The 15,300-nt window shown below is 65.2% G+C and carries 15 protein-coding genes and 1 pseudogene; 3 read left to right on the forward strand and 13 right to left on the reverse strand.

From position 1 onward, the window contains the following. Nucleotides 1–29 precede the first annotated feature (29 nt). Nucleotides 30–518 (reverse strand): Lrp/AsnC ligand binding domain-containing protein, encoded by a 489-nt coding sequence (locus tag G3N96_RS13830; RefSeq protein ID WP_011351353.1) that lies wholly within the window; start codon nucleotides 516–518, stop codon nucleotides 30–32. A 145-nt stretch (nucleotides 519–663) separates the two neighbouring features. On the opposite strand from G3N96_RS13830, the gene G3N96_RS13835 reads away from it, so the two are divergent. Next, a complete protein-coding gene (locus G3N96_RS13835; RefSeq protein WP_206137560.1) occupies nucleotides 664–1,950 on the forward strand; it encodes a D-amino acid dehydrogenase in 1,287 nt (428 codons plus the stop codon). Nucleotides 1,951–2,057: 107 nt separating this feature from the next. On the opposite strand, the pseudogene G3N96_RS13840 reads toward G3N96_RS13835, so the two are convergent. From G3N96_RS13840 to G3N96_RS13865, 6 genes and pseudogenes are all read right to left on the reverse strand, one after another. Further along, nucleotides 2,058–2,247: pseudogene (locus G3N96_RS13840) on the reverse strand (acyl-CoA dehydrogenase family protein); the annotation flags it as partial. 98 nt (nucleotides 2,248–2,345) lie between these two features. Further along, nucleotides 2,346–3,281: an electron transfer flavoprotein subunit alpha/FixB family protein gene (locus tag G3N96_RS13845; protein ID WP_124575999.1), complete on the reverse strand. Its 936-nt coding sequence runs from the start codon at nucleotides 3,279–3,281 to the stop codon at nucleotides 2,346–2,348. Between the two features lie 16 nt (nucleotides 3,282–3,297). Continuing rightward, entirely contained in the window at nucleotides 3,298–4,047 is a 750-nt protein-coding gene (locus G3N96_RS13850; protein ID WP_089439507.1) for an electron transfer flavoprotein subunit beta/FixA family protein, read from the reverse strand. Between the two features lie 228 nt (nucleotides 4,048–4,275). Next, nucleotides 4,276–5,070, reverse strand: coding sequence for a MetQ/NlpA family ABC transporter substrate-binding protein (locus tag G3N96_RS13855; protein WP_124576000.1), 795 nt, complete (start codon nucleotides 5,068–5,070; stop codon nucleotides 4,276–4,278). Between the two features lie 29 nt (nucleotides 5,071–5,099). Then, nucleotides 5,100–5,753 (reverse strand): methionine ABC transporter permease, encoded by a 654-nt coding sequence (locus G3N96_RS13860; RefSeq protein ID WP_011351347.1) that lies wholly within the window; start codon nucleotides 5,751–5,753, stop codon nucleotides 5,100–5,102. Beyond that, nucleotides 5,743–6,777, reverse strand: coding sequence for a methionine ABC transporter ATP-binding protein (locus G3N96_RS13865; RefSeq protein ID WP_089430771.1), 1,035 nt, complete (start codon nucleotides 6,775–6,777; stop codon nucleotides 5,743–5,745). The genes G3N96_RS13860 and G3N96_RS13865 overlap by 11 nt, the downstream gene beginning before the upstream one ends. A 219-nt stretch (nucleotides 6,778–6,996) precedes the next feature. On the opposite strand from G3N96_RS13865, the gene G3N96_RS13870 reads away from it, so the two are divergent. Then, nucleotides 6,997–7,917, forward strand: coding sequence for an alpha/beta hydrolase (locus G3N96_RS13870; protein WP_206137561.1), 921 nt, complete (start codon nucleotides 6,997–6,999; stop codon nucleotides 7,915–7,917). A gap of 28 nt (nucleotides 7,918–7,945) precedes the next feature. On the opposite strand, the gene G3N96_RS13875 is transcribed toward G3N96_RS13870, so the two are convergent. Continuing rightward, nucleotides 7,946–8,869 carry a histone deacetylase family protein gene (locus tag G3N96_RS13875; RefSeq protein WP_011351344.1) on the reverse strand — a complete coding sequence of 308 codons (924 nt, stop codon included), beginning with the start codon at nucleotides 8,867–8,869 and terminating at the stop codon, nucleotides 7,946–7,948. 43 nt (nucleotides 8,870–8,912) lie between these two features. Here G3N96_RS13875 and mltB point away from each other — a divergent pair, with 43 nt between their 5' ends. After that, entirely contained in the window at nucleotides 8,913–10,256 is a 1,344-nt protein-coding gene (gene mltB / locus G3N96_RS13880; protein WP_206137562.1) for a lytic murein transglycosylase B, read from the forward strand. Between the two features lie 78 nt (nucleotides 10,257–10,334). On the opposite strand, the gene cysM is transcribed toward mltB, so the two are convergent. From cysM to G3N96_RS13905, 5 genes are all read right to left on the reverse strand, one after another. Beyond that, nucleotides 10,335–11,237 carry a cysteine synthase CysM gene (cysM, locus tag G3N96_RS13885; protein WP_089439501.1) on the reverse strand — a complete coding sequence of 301 codons (903 nt, stop codon included), beginning with the start codon at nucleotides 11,235–11,237 and terminating at the stop codon, nucleotides 10,335–10,337. Nucleotides 11,238–11,448: 211 nt separating this feature from the next. Beyond that, nucleotides 11,449–11,790: a helix-hairpin-helix domain-containing protein gene (locus tag G3N96_RS13890; RefSeq protein ID WP_124576003.1), complete on the reverse strand. Its 342-nt coding sequence runs from the start codon at nucleotides 11,788–11,790 to the stop codon at nucleotides 11,449–11,451. Nucleotides 11,791–11,864: 74 nt separating this feature from the next. Then, complete coding sequence (rfaD, locus tag G3N96_RS13895) at nucleotides 11,865–12,857, reverse strand: ADP-glyceromanno-heptose 6-epimerase (RefSeq protein WP_039343257.1); 993 nt, start codon at nucleotides 12,855–12,857, stop codon at nucleotides 11,865–11,867. Nucleotides 12,858–12,920: 63 nt separating this feature from the next. Next, a complete protein-coding gene (gene rfaE1, locus G3N96_RS13900) occupies nucleotides 12,921–13,871 on the reverse strand; it encodes a D-glycero-beta-D-manno-heptose-7-phosphate kinase (protein WP_011351339.1) in 951 nt (316 codons plus the stop codon). A gap of 7 nt (nucleotides 13,872–13,878) precedes the next feature. Beyond that, the gene (locus tag G3N96_RS13905; protein WP_124576005.1) at nucleotides 13,879–15,279 is read right to left on the reverse strand and encodes a UDP-glucose/GDP-mannose dehydrogenase family protein; all 1,401 of its coding nucleotides are present in this window, start codon (nucleotides 15,277–15,279) and stop codon (nucleotides 13,879–13,881) included. Nucleotides 15,280–15,300: the final 21 nt, after the last annotated feature.

Consider the following 15,300-nt stretch of genomic DNA (forward strand, 5'->3'; position numbering starts at 1 on the left):
AAAGGGCCCGACGGTCTGCCGCAGGCGCGTCAGTCGCCCACCGCGATCGTCAGCGTCTCCTTGATTTCTTCCATCACGACATAGCTCTTCGACTGCACGGCGCCGGGCAGCTGCAGCAGGATGTCGCCGAGCAGCTTCCGGTAGTCGGCCATCTCGCCGATCCGCGCCTTGATCAGGTAGTCGAAATCACCGGACACGAGGTGGCACTCGAGCACCTCGTCGATCTTCATCACTTCGCGGCGGAATTGCTCGAACATGTTGCCGCCCTTGTGGCCGAGCGTGATCTCGACGAACACCAGCAGCGCGGCATCCAGCTGGTGCGGGTCGACCCGTGCGTGATAACCGGTGATCACGCCATCCCGCTCCATGCGCCGCACGCGCTCGATACACGGCGTCACGGTCAGTCCAACCTGTTCCGCGAGGTCTTTCATCGCCATCCGGCCGTCGTCCTGAAGCAGTTTCAGGATGCGTCGGTCGAGCTTGTCGAGCGAGCGTACGGGCTGACGTTGCGTTCTCATTTGTTTATGCTGAAAACCTGAAAAATACGATAACAAAACCTACACATTCGACAATACCATAGCGCAAAAAACTAGATCAGCTAGAGGTTACACGGAGACGCAGGTGCGCCCGGCCTCGATCTGGTCCCTTCCATCTGGAGCAGCTATGCGAGTCGTCATTCTGGGCAGCGGTGTGGTGGGCGTGGCAAGCGCGTATTACCTCGCGCGCGCCGGCCATGAAGTCACGGTGATCGACCGGGAAGCCGGCCCGGCGCTCGAGACGAGCTTCGCGAACGCAGGCCAGATCTCCCCCGGCTATGCCGCGCCGTGGGCCGCACCCGGCGTGCCGCTGAAGGCCGTCAAGTGGATGTTCGAAAAGCACGCGCCGCTCGCGATCCGCCTCGACGGCACGCGCTTCCAGCTCCAGTGGATGTATCAGATGCTGCGCAACTGCACGGCCGAGCGTTACGCGGTCAACAAGGGCCGCATGGTCCGCCTCGCCGAATACAGCCGCGACTGCCTGCAGACACTGCGCGCCGATACCGGCATCCAGTACGAGGGCCGCACGGGCGGCACGCTGCAACTGTTCCGCACGCAGCAGCAACTCGACGGCGCGGCGAAGGACATCGCCGTGCTTCAGGAAGCGAACGTGCCGTTCGAACTGTTGTCGCCGGCCGACCTGAAGAAAGCCGAGCCGGCGCTTGCCGCCGTCTCGCACAAGCTGACGGGCGGCCTGCGCCTGCCGGGTGACGAAACGGGCGACTGCCAGCTGTTCACGACGCGCCTTGCCGCGCTCGCCGAATCGCTTGGCGTGAAGTTCCGCTACAACACGCCGATCGATGCGCTCGCGATCGCGGGCGGCAAGATCGCCGGCGTGCAGTGCGGTAGCGAAACGGTGCGCGCGGACGCGTACGTCGTCGCGCTCGGCTCGTACTCGACGAGCTTCATCTCGAACCTGATGAAGATCCCCGTCTATCCGCTGAAGGGCTATTCGATCACCGCGCCGATCGTCAACGAAGCGGCCGCGCCCGTGTCGACCGTGCTCGACGAGACCTACAAGATCGCGATCACGCGATTCGACCAGCGCATCCGCGTCGGCGGCATGGCGGAAATCGTCGGCTTCGACAAGACGCTGCGTGCCGCACGCCGCGAAACGCTCGAAATGTGCGTGAACGACCTGTTCCCGGGCGGCGGCGACACGTCGAAGGCAACGTTCTGGACGGGCCTGCGCCCGATGACCCCGGACGGCACGCCGATCGTCGGCCGTACGCCGGTGTCGAACCTGTTCCTGAACACCGGCCACGGCACGCTCGGCTGGACGATGTCGTGCGGCTCGGGCCAGCTGCTCGCGGATCTGATCTCGGGCAAGATGCCGGCGATCCAGGCCGACGACCTGTCGGTGCATCGTTACCTGAAGGACGTGGCCGGCCAGACGCGCCCGGCATACGCATAAGCCGACGCTGCCCGCAGCCATGCGGGCCGGCAGCATCAAAAGGAAAGGCGCCCGCGGGCGCCTTTCTCGTTTCACCGGATGCGTGACGGAATCAGAACTGGTCTTCCGCTCGGGTTGCGGTCGCTTTCGACGTTCAGCGGGGCCAGCACGTCGCCGCAGCACTTCGCGGATTCGTCGAGCACGGCCTGCGCCGTGTCGTAACCAGCATCCTCGAAGCCCGGCAACTGCGCAACGGCGTCGGTCGGCCAGCTCCTTCAGCACGAACAGCATGTCCTTGACGGGGGCGTGATTGCTCATGGTGCGCCCCTCCCTTCTCGCTTCTGTCGATGGCGAAAAAAAGGGGCGCTCATGGCGCCCCTCTTCTCGTGTGCTTACCGCTGAAGCGTCACACTGCTTTAGCTGAGCTCGGCTACGAGCTCCGGCACGAGCGCGAACAGATCGCCAACGAGGCCGTAGTCGGCCACGCTGAAGATCGGTGCTTCCGGATCCTTGTTGATCGCGACGATCACCTTCGAATCCTTCATGCCGGCCAGATGCTGGATCGCACCCGAGATGCCGACCGCGATGTACAACTGCGGCGCGACGATCTTGCCGGTCTGGCCGACCTGATAATCGTTCGGCACGTAGCCTGCGTCGACTGCCGCGCGCGAAGCACCCAGTGCTGCCGACAGCTTGTCGGCCAGCGGCTCCAGCACCTTCGTGTAGTTCTCGCCGCTGCCCAGACCACGGCCGCCCGACACGATGATGCTTGCGCTCGTGAGTTCCGGACGGTCCAGCTTCGTCACTTCACGGCTCACGAACTGCGACTTGCCGGCATCGGCTGCCGCGTCGATCTTCTCGACCGACCCGCTGCCGCCTTCCGCTGCCACCGGATCGAAACCCGTCGCACGTACCGTGATGACCTTGATCGGATCGCTCGACTGCACCGTCGCGATCGCGTTGCCCGCGTAGATCGGGCGCTCGAACGTGTCGGCCGAATCGACCGCCGTGATGTCCGAGATCTGCGCGACGTCCAGCTTTGCGGCGATACGCGGGGCGATGTTCTTGCCGTAGGCCGTCGCCGGCGCGAGGATGTGCGAGTAGTCCTTCGCGATGTTCAGCGCGGTCGCTTCGACGTTTTCCGCGAGGCCCGCTTCGAGTTGCGGTGCGTCGGCCAGGAGGACCTTCGACACACCTGCGATCTTCGCTGCTGCGTCAGCAGCCGCTTGCGCATTGTGGCCTGCGACCAGCACGTGAATGTCGCCGCCGATCTTCGCCGCCGCCGCCACCGTGTTCAACGTCGCGGCCTTGATCGACGCGTTGTCGTGTTCTGCAATCACCAGAATCGTCATTTCTTTGCGCTCCCTCTTACAGCACCTTGGCTTCGGTCTTCAGCTTCTCGACCAGCGTCTTCACGTCCGGCACCTTCACGCCGGCTGCGCGCTTCGGCGGCTCGACCACCTTCAGCGTCTTCAGACGCGGCGTAACGTCGACACCCAGGTCTTCCGGCTTCACGGTTTCCAGCGGCTTCTTCTTCGCCTTCATGATGTTCGGCAGCGTCACGTAACGCGGCTCGTTCAGGCGCAGGTCGGTCGTGATGACGGCCGGCAGCGACAGCGACAGCGTTTCCGCACCGCCGTCCACTTCGCGGGCGACCGTTGCCTTACCGTCGGCCACCGTGACCTTCGATGCGAACGTCGCTTGCGGCAGGCCGGCCAGCGCAGCCAGCATCTGGCCCGTCTGGTTCGAATCGTCGTCGATTGCCTGCTTGCCGAGGATCACCAGTTGCGGCTGTTCCTTGTCGACCAGCGCCTTCAGGATCTTTGCGACGCCCAGCGGCTCGACGCCATCGTTCGATTCGACGAGGATCGCGCGATCCGCGCCGATCGCCAGCGCCGTACGCAGCGTTTCCTGCGCTTGCGCGACGCCTACCGACACGGCGATCACTTCGGTCGCCACGCCTGCTTCCTTCAGGCGCACGGCTTCTTCAACCGCAATTTCGTCGAACGGGTTCATCGACATCTTCACGTTCGCGATGTCGACACCCGTGTTGTCCGACTTCACGCGGACCTTGACGTTGTAATCGACCACTCTTTTCACTGGCACCAGGATTTTCATGCACACGCTCCAAAGTTACGAATACGACCAGAGGCCATTCTATAGCCAGGCCTCATGACTGCGCGGCCAAGCGGACCCAACCTTCGTGGTTGTCGAGGATACCGCTTCTTGGCGACGCGCCAATGATAGCGAACGGTCGTTCTATTTTAAAAGAGAAAAAACCCGGACGCAAAGCCCGGGTTTTCGATCATCGACTCTAATCTCGCCGGGCGCCCCGTGCTTCACCTGTTACCAGGCGGCGATGACCGCGCCGCCGAACTTGCTTTCGATGAATTGCTTCACCTCGGCCGAATGGTAGGCCGCGACCAGTTTCGCGACCCACGGCTTGTTCCGGTCCGCCTCGCGGATCGCGAGGATGTTCGCGTACGGGCCGTTCGGCCCCTCGATCGCGATCGCGTCCTGTTTCGGTTTCAACCCCGCTTCCATCGCGTAGTTGGTATTGATCGCAGCCGCGTCGACGTCACCGAGCGAGCGCGGAATCTGCGCCGCATCGAGTTCGACGATCTTCAGCTTGCGCGGATTGTCGACGATATCGAGCGGCGTCGCCTTCAGCCCCGCGTCCGCGCGCAGCTTCAGCAGGCCCTGCTTCTGCAGCAACAGCAGCGCACGACCGCCATTGGTCGGATCGTTCGGGACCGCGATGCGCGCGCCCGGCTTCAGTTCGGCCAGCGACTTCACGCGCTTCGAATAGATGCCCATCGGGAACGTGACGGTGTCCGCGACCTTGACCAGCTTGTAGCCGCGATCCTTCACCTGCGCCTGCAGATACGGATCGTGCTGGTAGCTGTTCGCATCGAGGTCGCCCGACGCCAGCGCGGCGTTCGGCTGCACGTAATCGGAGAATTCGACGATGCGGATGTCGAGGCCATTCTTCGCCGCGACCTTCTTCACCGCTTCCATGATCTGTGCGTGCGGCCCGCCCGTCACGCCCACCTTGATGGTTTCGGCCTGCGCGTGTGCGCCCGCGAACAGCGCGGCCGCGCCCAGTACCGCCGCGAATTTCAGCATGAAGCGTCGTTGCATCGAGTGTCCCCTAACGGATCAATCTTGTTTTACTTGTGGCTCAGCCGGCGGACGAGCCAGTCGCCGAACGACTGCACGATCTGCACGAACACGATCAGGATCGCGACCACCGTCCACATCACTTCGGGCAGATAGCGCTGGTAACCGTAGCGGATCCCGAGATCGCCGAGGCCGCCACCGCCGATCGCGCCCGCCATCGCCGAATAGCCGACCAGCGACACGAACGTGATCGTCAGGCCCGCGACGACGCCCGGCAGCGATTCGGGCAGCAGCACCTTGAAGACGATCTGCGACGTGGTCGCGCCCATCGATTGCGCAGCCTCGATCAGCCCGCGGTCGACTTCGCGCAACGCCGTCTCGACCAGACGCGCGATGAACGGCGCGGCCGCGAGCGTCAGCGGCACGACCGCCGCGGCCGTGCCGATCGACGACCCCGTGACGAGCCGCGTAAACGGAATCACCGCGACCAGCAGGATGATGAACGGCGTCGAGCGGACGGCATTCACGATGCCGCCGAGCACGCGATTCACCGCGAGGTTCTGCAGCACACCCTGGCGATCGGTCAGGTAGAGCAGCACGCCGAGCGGCAGGCCGACGAGCGCGCCGACCACTCCGGAGATGCCGACCATGATCAGCGTCTCCCAGAACGACTGCACGAACATATCGAACATCTCACTCAACATACGAAAGCTCCTCTACCACCACACCTTGCTCGCGCAGGAACGCGAGCGCCTGCCCGACCTTGCCCGGCTCGCCGCCCGCGAGCACCGCGAGCGAACCGAAGGCCTGCCCCTGGATCTCGTCGATCTGGCCATGCAGGATATTGAAATCGAGTTCGTACCGGCGGATCGTTTCGGACAGGATCGGTTGGTCGACACCCGAGCCCGTGAACGCGAGCCGCAGCAAATGCCCGCTGCCCGTCTTCAGCCGCTCGGCCACGCGCACCTTCAGCGCGGGCGGCAATTCCTGCGCGATCACGTCGCCGATCAGCGCGCGCGTCACTTCGTGATGCGGCTGCAGGAACACGTCGATCACGCGGCCTTCCTCGACCACGCGCCCCGCATCGAGCACCGCGACGCGATCGCACACCTGCTTGATCACTTCCATCTGGTGCGTGATCAGCACGATCGTCAGGCCAAGCTCACGATTGATGCGCTTCAGCAGGTCGAGAATCGAACGCGTGGTCTCGGGATCGAGCGCGGATGTCGCTTCGTCCGACAGCAGCACCTTCGGCCGGCTCGCAAGTGCGCGGGCGATGCCGACACGCTGCTTCTGCCCGCCGCTGATCTGCGACGGATAGCGATCCTTTTGCGCGGACAACCCGACGAGGTCGAGCAGCGGCAGCACGGCGGCCTCGATCTCGGCACGGCTTGCGCCGGCCAGTTCGAGCGGCAGCGCGACGTTGTCGAACACCGTGCGTGACGACAGCAGGTTGAAGTGCTGGAAGATCATGCCGATCTCGCGGCGCGCCTCGCGCAGCGCGCCAGCCGGCAGCAGCGTGAGATCGCGCCCGCCGACGACAACATTGCCTTCGGTCGGCCGCGTGAGCAGGTTGATGGTGCGCACGAGCGTGCTCTTGCCGGCACCGCTTCGGCCAATGATGCCGAACACCTCACCCTGCGGAATCGTCAGGTTGATGTTGCGCAGCGCCTCGACCCAGCCACCCGGCCCGGGAAATCGCTGCGAAAGATTGCGTAATTCGATCATGTAAACAAAACGGCGGCCCGGCTGGCGAGTTGGCCCGCCAGTCGGCCGCCGATGCATCTGGAATAACCATCGATTTTACCGCAAACCCCTCATTCCCCTTAATAATCGATTTCGATCTTTTCATAACCGCACGAAATTAGAGGAGCACCGCTGGCGCGCCGCGACGGCGCCGCGACTATGATCCGGAACACACATGCCAACCGACAGGGGACACGCCAGATGACCGCCACCACTACGCCGGCCGCCGCACCCACCACCGCCGGACCGGCGCCTTCGTCGCCGCCCGCGCCGACCATGGGCCGGCTGCGTACCGCGGACGGACTCGACCTGGCATCGTACCGGTGGCGCGCCGGCGACGGCTCCACGCCGCCGCGCGCGACGATCGCGCTCGTTCACGGTCTTGCCGAACACGCGGGCCGCTATGCCGCGCTCGCCGGCCGGCTGAATGCGGCCGGCATCGACGTGCTCGCGATCGACCTGCGCGGACACGGCCAGTCACCCGGCAAGCGCGCGTGGGTCGAGCGCTTCGACGGCTACCTGAACGATGCGGATGCGCTGGTCGCCGAAGCCGCGCGCGGCAATTCACCGCTGTTCCTGATGGGGCACAGCATGGGCGGCGCGGTCGCGGCGCTGTACGCGATCGAACGCGCGCCGACGCGCGGCCACGTGCTGACGGGCCTCGTGCTGTCGAGCCCGGCGCTCGCGCCGGGACGCGACGTGCCGCGCTGGATGCTCGCGGTGAGCCGCGTCATCAGCCGCGTATGGCCGACCTTCCCTGCCATCAAGATCGATGCAGCACTGCTGTCGCGCGATCCGGCCATCGTCGCGGCCAATCGTGCTGATCCGCTCGTGCATCACGGCGCGGTGCCCGCGCGCACTGGCGCGGAGATTCTCGACGCGATGGCGCGCATCGAAAGCGGACGCGGTGGGCTGCGCGTTCCGGTGCTCGTCTATCACGGGACCGAGGACAAGCTGACCGAGCCCGACGGCAGCCGGGCGTTCGGCGCACGCGTCGGCTCGCCCGATCGCACGCTGACGCTATACGAAGGCGGCTTTCACGAAACGATGAACGATCTCGAACGCGATCGCGTGATCGACGCGCTGATCGCATGGATTCACGCACGCGTGCCGGCGCGCTGAGCGCCCGGCACGGCCGGTCGATCGATTGTCAGATACCGGCCAGCACGCGCAGGTGCGCGACGACGCTGCGCCCGAGCGCGGACAGGTTGTAGCCGCCTTCGAGGCAGCTCACGATGCGGCCCTGCGCATGCCGGCGCGCCACGTCGACGATCTGCGCGGTCAGCCATTCGAAGTCGGCTTCGACGAGGCCGAGGTTGCCGATATCGTCCTCGCGATGCGCATCGAAACCCGCCGACACGAACAGCATCTGCGGCTTGAACGCATCGAGGCGCGGCAGCCAGAACATGTCGACGGCTTCGCGGATCGCCATCCCGTTGCTGCGCGCGGGCATCGGCAGGTTGACCATGTTCGGCGCCTGGTGATCGACGCCCGAGAACGGGTACAGCGGATGCTGGAAGAAGCTGCACATCAGCACGCGCTCGTCATTCGCGAATGCGGCCTCGGTGCCGTTGCCGTGATGCACGTCGAAATCGATGATCGCCACACGCTCCAGACCGTGTACGTCGAGCGCGTGCCGCGCGGCGATCGCGACGTTGTTGAAGAAGCAGAAACCCATCGCACGCGCGGGCTCCGCATGGTGGCCAGGCGGGCGCACGCCGCAGAACGCATTCGCGTAACGGCCTTCGATCACTGCGTCGGTCGCCGCGATCGCGGCACCGGCCGCACGCAGCGCCGCACGCCACGTATCGCGGTTCATCAGCGTATCAGGATCGATCTCGACGTAGCCGTCGACCGGCGTCATGCTCCGGATGTAGTCGATGTGCGCCTGCGTATGCACCCGGCCAAGCGCCACCTCGCTCGCGAACGGCGCGGTTTCGTGCACGATCAGGTCGTCGATGCGGCTCGCGATCAATTGATCCTGGATCGCCGACAGGCGGGCCGGGCATTCCGGATGCCATTCCCCCATCTCGTGCAGCATGCAGTCGGGGTGCGTATAGAAAGCGGTTGCCATAAGCTGTCATCCGCGGCGCACGGTGCGCCGCAGGTCTCCATCAATGATGTCCATCGTCTGCCGCGAATTCGCCGCTAACTTACCACAACGGGGGCCCGCGACGCCCCGGCGCGCCGGATCCGTCGGGTATACTGCGCCGACCCCAATCGCCTTGTCCGCCCGCTTCGACATGAATTCCAGCAAGCCTGCCGCCCTTCTCTCCGCGCTGTTCCGTGCTCGCGTGCCGCTCGTTGCGGCCGCTGTGGTCGCGGCCCTCGGCACCGCGCCTGCCGGCGCGCAGACGCCACCCGCGAAGTCCACGGGCAAGCTCGTCGCACAGGCCCAGCCGCAGCAGCCGACGCCGCAAGGCCAGACCTTCGAAGAGGAAATTGTTCCGCAGCGTTACGCGAACAACGCGAAGGTCGATGCGTTCATCGACGAGATGGTCAGCCGCAACGGCTTCGACTCCGCGAGCCTGCATGCGCTGTTCTCGCGCATCAGCTATTCGGCGACGGCCGTCAAGCTCGTGAAGCCGGCCCCGTCGCCGACGGTCAAGAACTGGCGCGTCTACCGCTCGCGCTTCATCGAGCCGATCCGCATCAACGCGGGCGTGAAATTCTGGAAGGCGAACCAGGCAACGCTGCAGCGCGCATCCGAGCAGTTCGGCGTGCCGCCCGAGGTGATCGTCGGCATCATCGGCGTCGAGACGATCTACGGCCGCTACATGGGCAATTTCCGCGTGCTCGACGCGCTGACGACGCTCACGTTCGACTATCCGGACACGCCGAATCGCGACAGCCGCCAGGCGACGTTCCGCAAGAACCTCGAGGATTTCCTGGTCTGGACGCGCGACAACCAGCTCGACCCGACCACCGTGCTCGGCTCGTATACGGGCGCGATCGGAATTCCGCAGTTCCTGCCGAGCAGCATCCGCGAGTATGCGGTCGACTTCGACGGCACGGGTCATGTCGACCTGCGCAGCAGTCCTGTCGATGCGATCGGCAGCGTCGCGAACTACCTGAAGCAGCACGGCTGGGAAACCGACCGCCCGGTGGTCTGGCAGATCACGCCCGATACGGGCAGCCTGGGGATCGCCCAGGCCGCCGCCGACGGCCAGCCCGAACCGCATTGGGCGCTGTCGCAACTGCTGCGCGCGGGCATGACGCTGAACGAGCCGACGGTCAACATCACGACCGAAGGCGGTACCCCTGTGACGGTGGTCGACCTGCCTTCGCCGGGGCGGGCGACCGAGTACATGCTCGGCCTCAAGAATTTCTATGTGCTGACGCGCTACAACCGCAGCTTCTTCTATGCGCTCACCGTGTACCAGCTTGGCGAGGCGGTGAAGGCGCAGATGGAAGCGAGCGGCGCACTTCAGCCGGCCACCGTCGACACCGAGTCGCAATAAGCACCGACCGCTCAAAGAAAAAGCGCCGCACAAGCGGCGCTTTTTTATCGCACGCGCGTTGCGCGCACCTGCCTGCGCTCAGGCAGGGAACACGCCCGTGGACAGGTAGCGGTCGCCGCGATCGCAGATGATGAACACGATCGTCGCATTCTCGACCTGACGCGCGATGCGCATCGCGACTTCACATGCGCCACCCGACGAAATGCCCGCGAAGATGCCTTCGACCGACGCGAGCCGGCGCGCCATCGTTTCCGCCGCGGCCTGGCTCACGTTCTCGACGCGGTCGACCCGGCTGCGATCGAAGATGGTCGGCATGTACGCTTCCGGCCACTTGCGGATGCCGGGAATGCGCGAACCGTCTTCCGGCTGCGCACCGACGATCTCGATCGCCGGATTCTGTTCCTTCAGATAGTGCGACGTGCCCATGATCGTGCCCGTCGTGCCCATGGCCGACACGAAGTGCGTGATGCGCCCTTCGGTATCGCGCCAGATTTCCGGGCCGGTCGCTTCATAGTGCGCAATCGGATTGTCGGGGTTCGCGAACTGGTCGAGGATCACGCCCTTGCCTTCGCGCTGCATCTGGTCCGCGAGATCGCGTGCCAGCTCCATCCCGCCCTTCACCGGCGTCAGGATGATTTCGGCACCGTAGGCAGCCATGCTCTGGCGGCGCTCGACCGACAGGTCCTCCGGCATGATCAGCACCATCTTGTAGCCGCGGATCGCCGCCGCCATCGCCAGTGCGATACCCGTATTGCCGCTCGTCGCCTCGATCAGCGTATCGCCCGGCTTGATGCGCCCGCGCGCCTCGGCCTTGCTGATCATCGACAGTGCCGGACGATCCTTCACGGAACCAGCCGGATTGTTGCCTTCGAGCTTCGCGAGCAGCACGTTGTTGCGCGCGCGAATTTCATCGTCCGGCAAGCGGACCAGTTGGACGAGCGGCGTATTGCCGATCGTGTCTTCGATAGTTTTGTAAGCCATGGATATACCGTGAGTACGAGGCCGATCAATCGATCGATTGTAAACCAGCACCGCTGCTCACGCCGGCAACCCCATTGCGACGATGGAATACGCGTGCCGTGCAACCCGCCGCCGCAGACACCGCGCCCACGCAAAAAACCCGCGGCATGCCGCGGGAAGCCGTCGCAATGACGGCGACTGAAGGAGCTCGTTGTCGGTCGCGCGCGTCGCGTTACTTCTGTGCCGTGCGGGCAGGCGGTGCCGCGGGCTTGCCCGGCGGCTTGCCCGGTGCCGGCAGCGTGGCACCCGTGCCGGCCGCGCCGATCGTCAGGCCTTCCTGCTGAAGCCGCTCGACGGTATGGCCGCCCATGCCTTTCACGCGCGACGCGAGATCTTCCGCATTCTTGAACGGACCGTGTGCGCCGCGTTCGTCGAGAATCGCCTTCGCCCGTGCCGGGCCGATGCCCTTGATGCCGACGAGCGCATCCTCGTTCGCGGTGTTGACGTCAACGGCCGCCCAGGCCGACGCGATCGTGCCGAGCATTGCCGCTGCGGCCAACCATTTCCTGATCATGTGCTGGATCTCCGATGAAAAACGGCCGGCGGCTGCCGACCGTGAGACCCAGTCTATCGATGCAACGCTTCCGTTTAAACCTGGCCAGATAGCCAACGCACATAGCGGTCGACGCCTTCCTGCACGGTCAGGAACGGTGCATCGTAACCGGCCGCACGCAGCTTCGTCTGATCGGCCTGCGTGAAGCACTGGTACTTGCCGCGCAGTGCGTCGGGGAACGGCACGTATTCGATCAGCCCTTGCTCGACCTGCTGCGCGAGTGTCAGCGGCGGCTGGTTGTCGAGCGCACGCAGCGTGTTCACGACCGTCGACGCAATATCGTTGAACGGCTGCGCCCGGCCCGTGCCGAGGTTGAAGATACCCGACTTCTCCGGATGATCGAAGAAGAACAGGTTCACCTTCGTCACGTCCTCGACCGACACGAAGTCGCGCGTCTGCTCGCCCGGTGCATAGCCGTTGTACTCGCCGAACAGCTTCACCTTGCCTTCCGCCCGGAACTGGTTGAAGTTGTGGAACGCGACCGACGCCATGCGCCCCTTGTGCGTCTCGCGCGGGCCGTACACGTTGAAATAGCGGAAGCCGGCGATCTGGCTCTTCGCGGTCGGCAACACGCGACGGATCACCTGGTCGAACAGGAACTTCGAATAGCCGTAGATGTTCAGCGGCGCCTCGACCTCGCGCTCCTCGACGAAGCGCGTCGATCCGCCGTAGGTCGCGGCCGACGATGCGTACAGGAACTGCGTGCCCTGCGCGAGGCAGGCGTCGAGCACCGCGCGGCTGTAGCGGAAGTTGTTGTCCATCATGTAGCGGCCGTCGGTTTCCATCGTGTCCGAACAGGCGCCTTCGTGGAAAATCGCGCGTACCTTGCCGAAATCACCGCGTGCGAAACGTTCGACGAATTCCGTCTTGTCCAGATAGTCGTCGATCTCGCAATCGACGAGATTCCGGAACTTGTCCGCACGCGTCAGGTTGTCGACTGCGATGATGCGCGTTTCGCCGCGCTCGTTGAGCGCCTTGACGATGTTCGCGCCGATAAAACCGGCTGCGCCGGTGACGATGAGGGTCATGATCGTCCTGCCTGAAAAGTGCGAGACATGCGTGCGGCGCGCTCGTCGCGCCACCGCATGCGCTCAGTGAAACAGTTCGTCGTAGTCCACCGTGGCCGTGCCGAGCTTGCCGACCACGATGCCTGCCGCGCGATTCGCGAGCACGACGGCGTCGACGAGCGGCACGCCCGCGCCAAGCATCGTCGCGACCGTTGCGATCACGGTATCGCCCGCGCCCGACACGTCGAACACCTCCCGCGCGAGCGCCGGTGCGTGCAGTTCGCCGGTGGCGGAAAACAGCGTCATCCCTTCTTCCGAACGGGTGAGCAGCAGCGCGTCGATGCCCAGTTCCGCGCGCAGCTTCGCGACGCGCGCACGCAGATCGTCTTCCGACTTCCACTGCCCGACCACTTCACGCAGTTCCGCGCGATTCGGCGTAATCAGCGACGCGCCGCGATAGCGTGCCCAGTCGTCGCCCTTCGGGTCGACGAGGACGGACTTGCCGGCCGCACGCGCCTTCTCGATCATCGTCGTGACGTGCGTCAGGCCGCCTTTCGCGTAATCCGACATCAGCACGACGTCGTGCTGCGGCAGCAGCGCATCGAAGCGCGCGAGCCCCGCGAGCAGCACCTCGTGCGTCGGCATGGCCTCGAAGTCGACGCGCAGCAGTTGCTGCTGGCGCGCGAGCACGCGCAGCTTGATCGTGGTCGGCAGCGCCGGGTCGCGCTCGAGATGCGGCGTCACGCCGCTGCTGCCGAGCAGCTCGACGATCCGCTCGCCGGGTTCGTCGCAACCGACGACGCACAGCAACCCGGCCTGGCCGCCGAGCGTCACGGCGTTGCGCGCGACGTTGGCCGCACCGCCGAGGCGCTCTTCCTGACGCTGCACGTGCACGACCGGCACCGGCGCTTCAGGCGAAATGCGATCGACGTTGCCGAACCAGTAACGGTCGAGCATCACGTCGCCGACGACAAGCACGCGCGAGCGCGCGAGCTGCTCGCGCGGCACCGGAACGACTTCGCGGAGAGTATTCATCGTGTGGTCAGCCACGGGTGGACGACTGGGGATCGACATACGGCCGGCCGATCGCGTAGTAGTCGATGCCCAGTTCGGCCATCGCATCCGGCTCATAGAGGTTGCGACCGTCGAAAATCACCGGCGCCTTCAGTTCGGCCTTCAGGCGCGTGAAGTCGGGGCTCCGGAATTCCTTCCATTCGGTCACGATCACGAGCGCGTCCGCCCCCGTCACGGCAATGTCCTGCGTCTCGACGAGATGCAGCCGCGCCAGCGCGTCCGGATCGGTGCCGAAATCGAGCGCAAACACACGCCGCGCCTCGTCGACCGCGACCGGATCGTACGCACGCACGGTCGCGCCGCGTTCGAGCAGCGCGGCGATCAGGCGACGGCTCGGCGCCTCGCGCATGTCGTCGGTGTTCGGCTTGAACGCCAGGCCCCAGACCGCGAACTCGCGGCCGGTCAGGTCAGCGCCGAAACGCTGCTCGATCTTGCTGATCAGCACGTCCTTCTGCGCATAGTTGGCCGCCTCGACGGCCTCCAGAATGCGCAGCGGCTGGCCGTTCTCACCGGCCGTGCGAATCAGCGCCTGGACGTCCTTCGGGAAGCACGAGCCGCCATAGCCGACGCCGGCGTACAGGAAGTGATAGCCGATGCGAGGATCGGAGCCGATCCCGCGGCGCACGGCCTCGATGTCGGCGCCGACCTTGTCGGCCAGATTCGACATCTCGTTCATGAACGAGATGCGCGTGGCGAGCATCGCGTTCGCCGCATATTTCGCGAATTCGGCCGAACGCACGTCCATGTAGATCGTGCGCTCATGGTTGCGATTGAACGGCGCGTAAAGCTTCTTCATCTTCTCGCGCGCGATCGTGCCCGTCTCGTCGTCGTCGACACCGATGATGATCCGGTCCGGACGCATGAAGTCTTCGACCGCGGCGCCTTCCTTCAGGAACTCGGGGTTCGACACGACCGAGAAGCGATGCGCGACGCTGCCTCCCAGACCGCGGGCGGCAAGCGCCTCGTCGACCACGCCGCGCACGCGCTGCGCGGTGCCGACCGGCACCGTCGACTTGTCGACGATCACCTTGAAGCCCGTCATGTGGCGGCCGATGTTGCGTGCGGCTTCGAGCACGTACTGCAGGTCGGCCGAGCCGTCCTCGTCGGGCGGCGTGCCGACGGCGATGAACTGGATCTCGCCGTGCGCGACGCTCGCCTCGATATCGGTCGAGAAGCGCAGACGCCCCGCCGCGCGGTTGCGCGCGATGATGTCCAGCAGCCCCGGTTCGTGAATCGGCATCCCGCCGTTGTTCAGGATGTCGATCTTGCGCTGATCGACGTCGAGACAGAAGACGTCGTGACCGATCTCCGCAAGGCACGCGCCCGTGACGAGACCGACATAGCCGGTGCCGATGATGGTGATTTTCATAGATGTTCCGGTACTTCCCGG

It is taken from the genome of Burkholderia sp. Se-20373, from assembly GCF_017104705.1.
Lineage (GTDB): Bacteria > Pseudomonadota > Gammaproteobacteria > Burkholderiales > Burkholderiaceae > Burkholderia.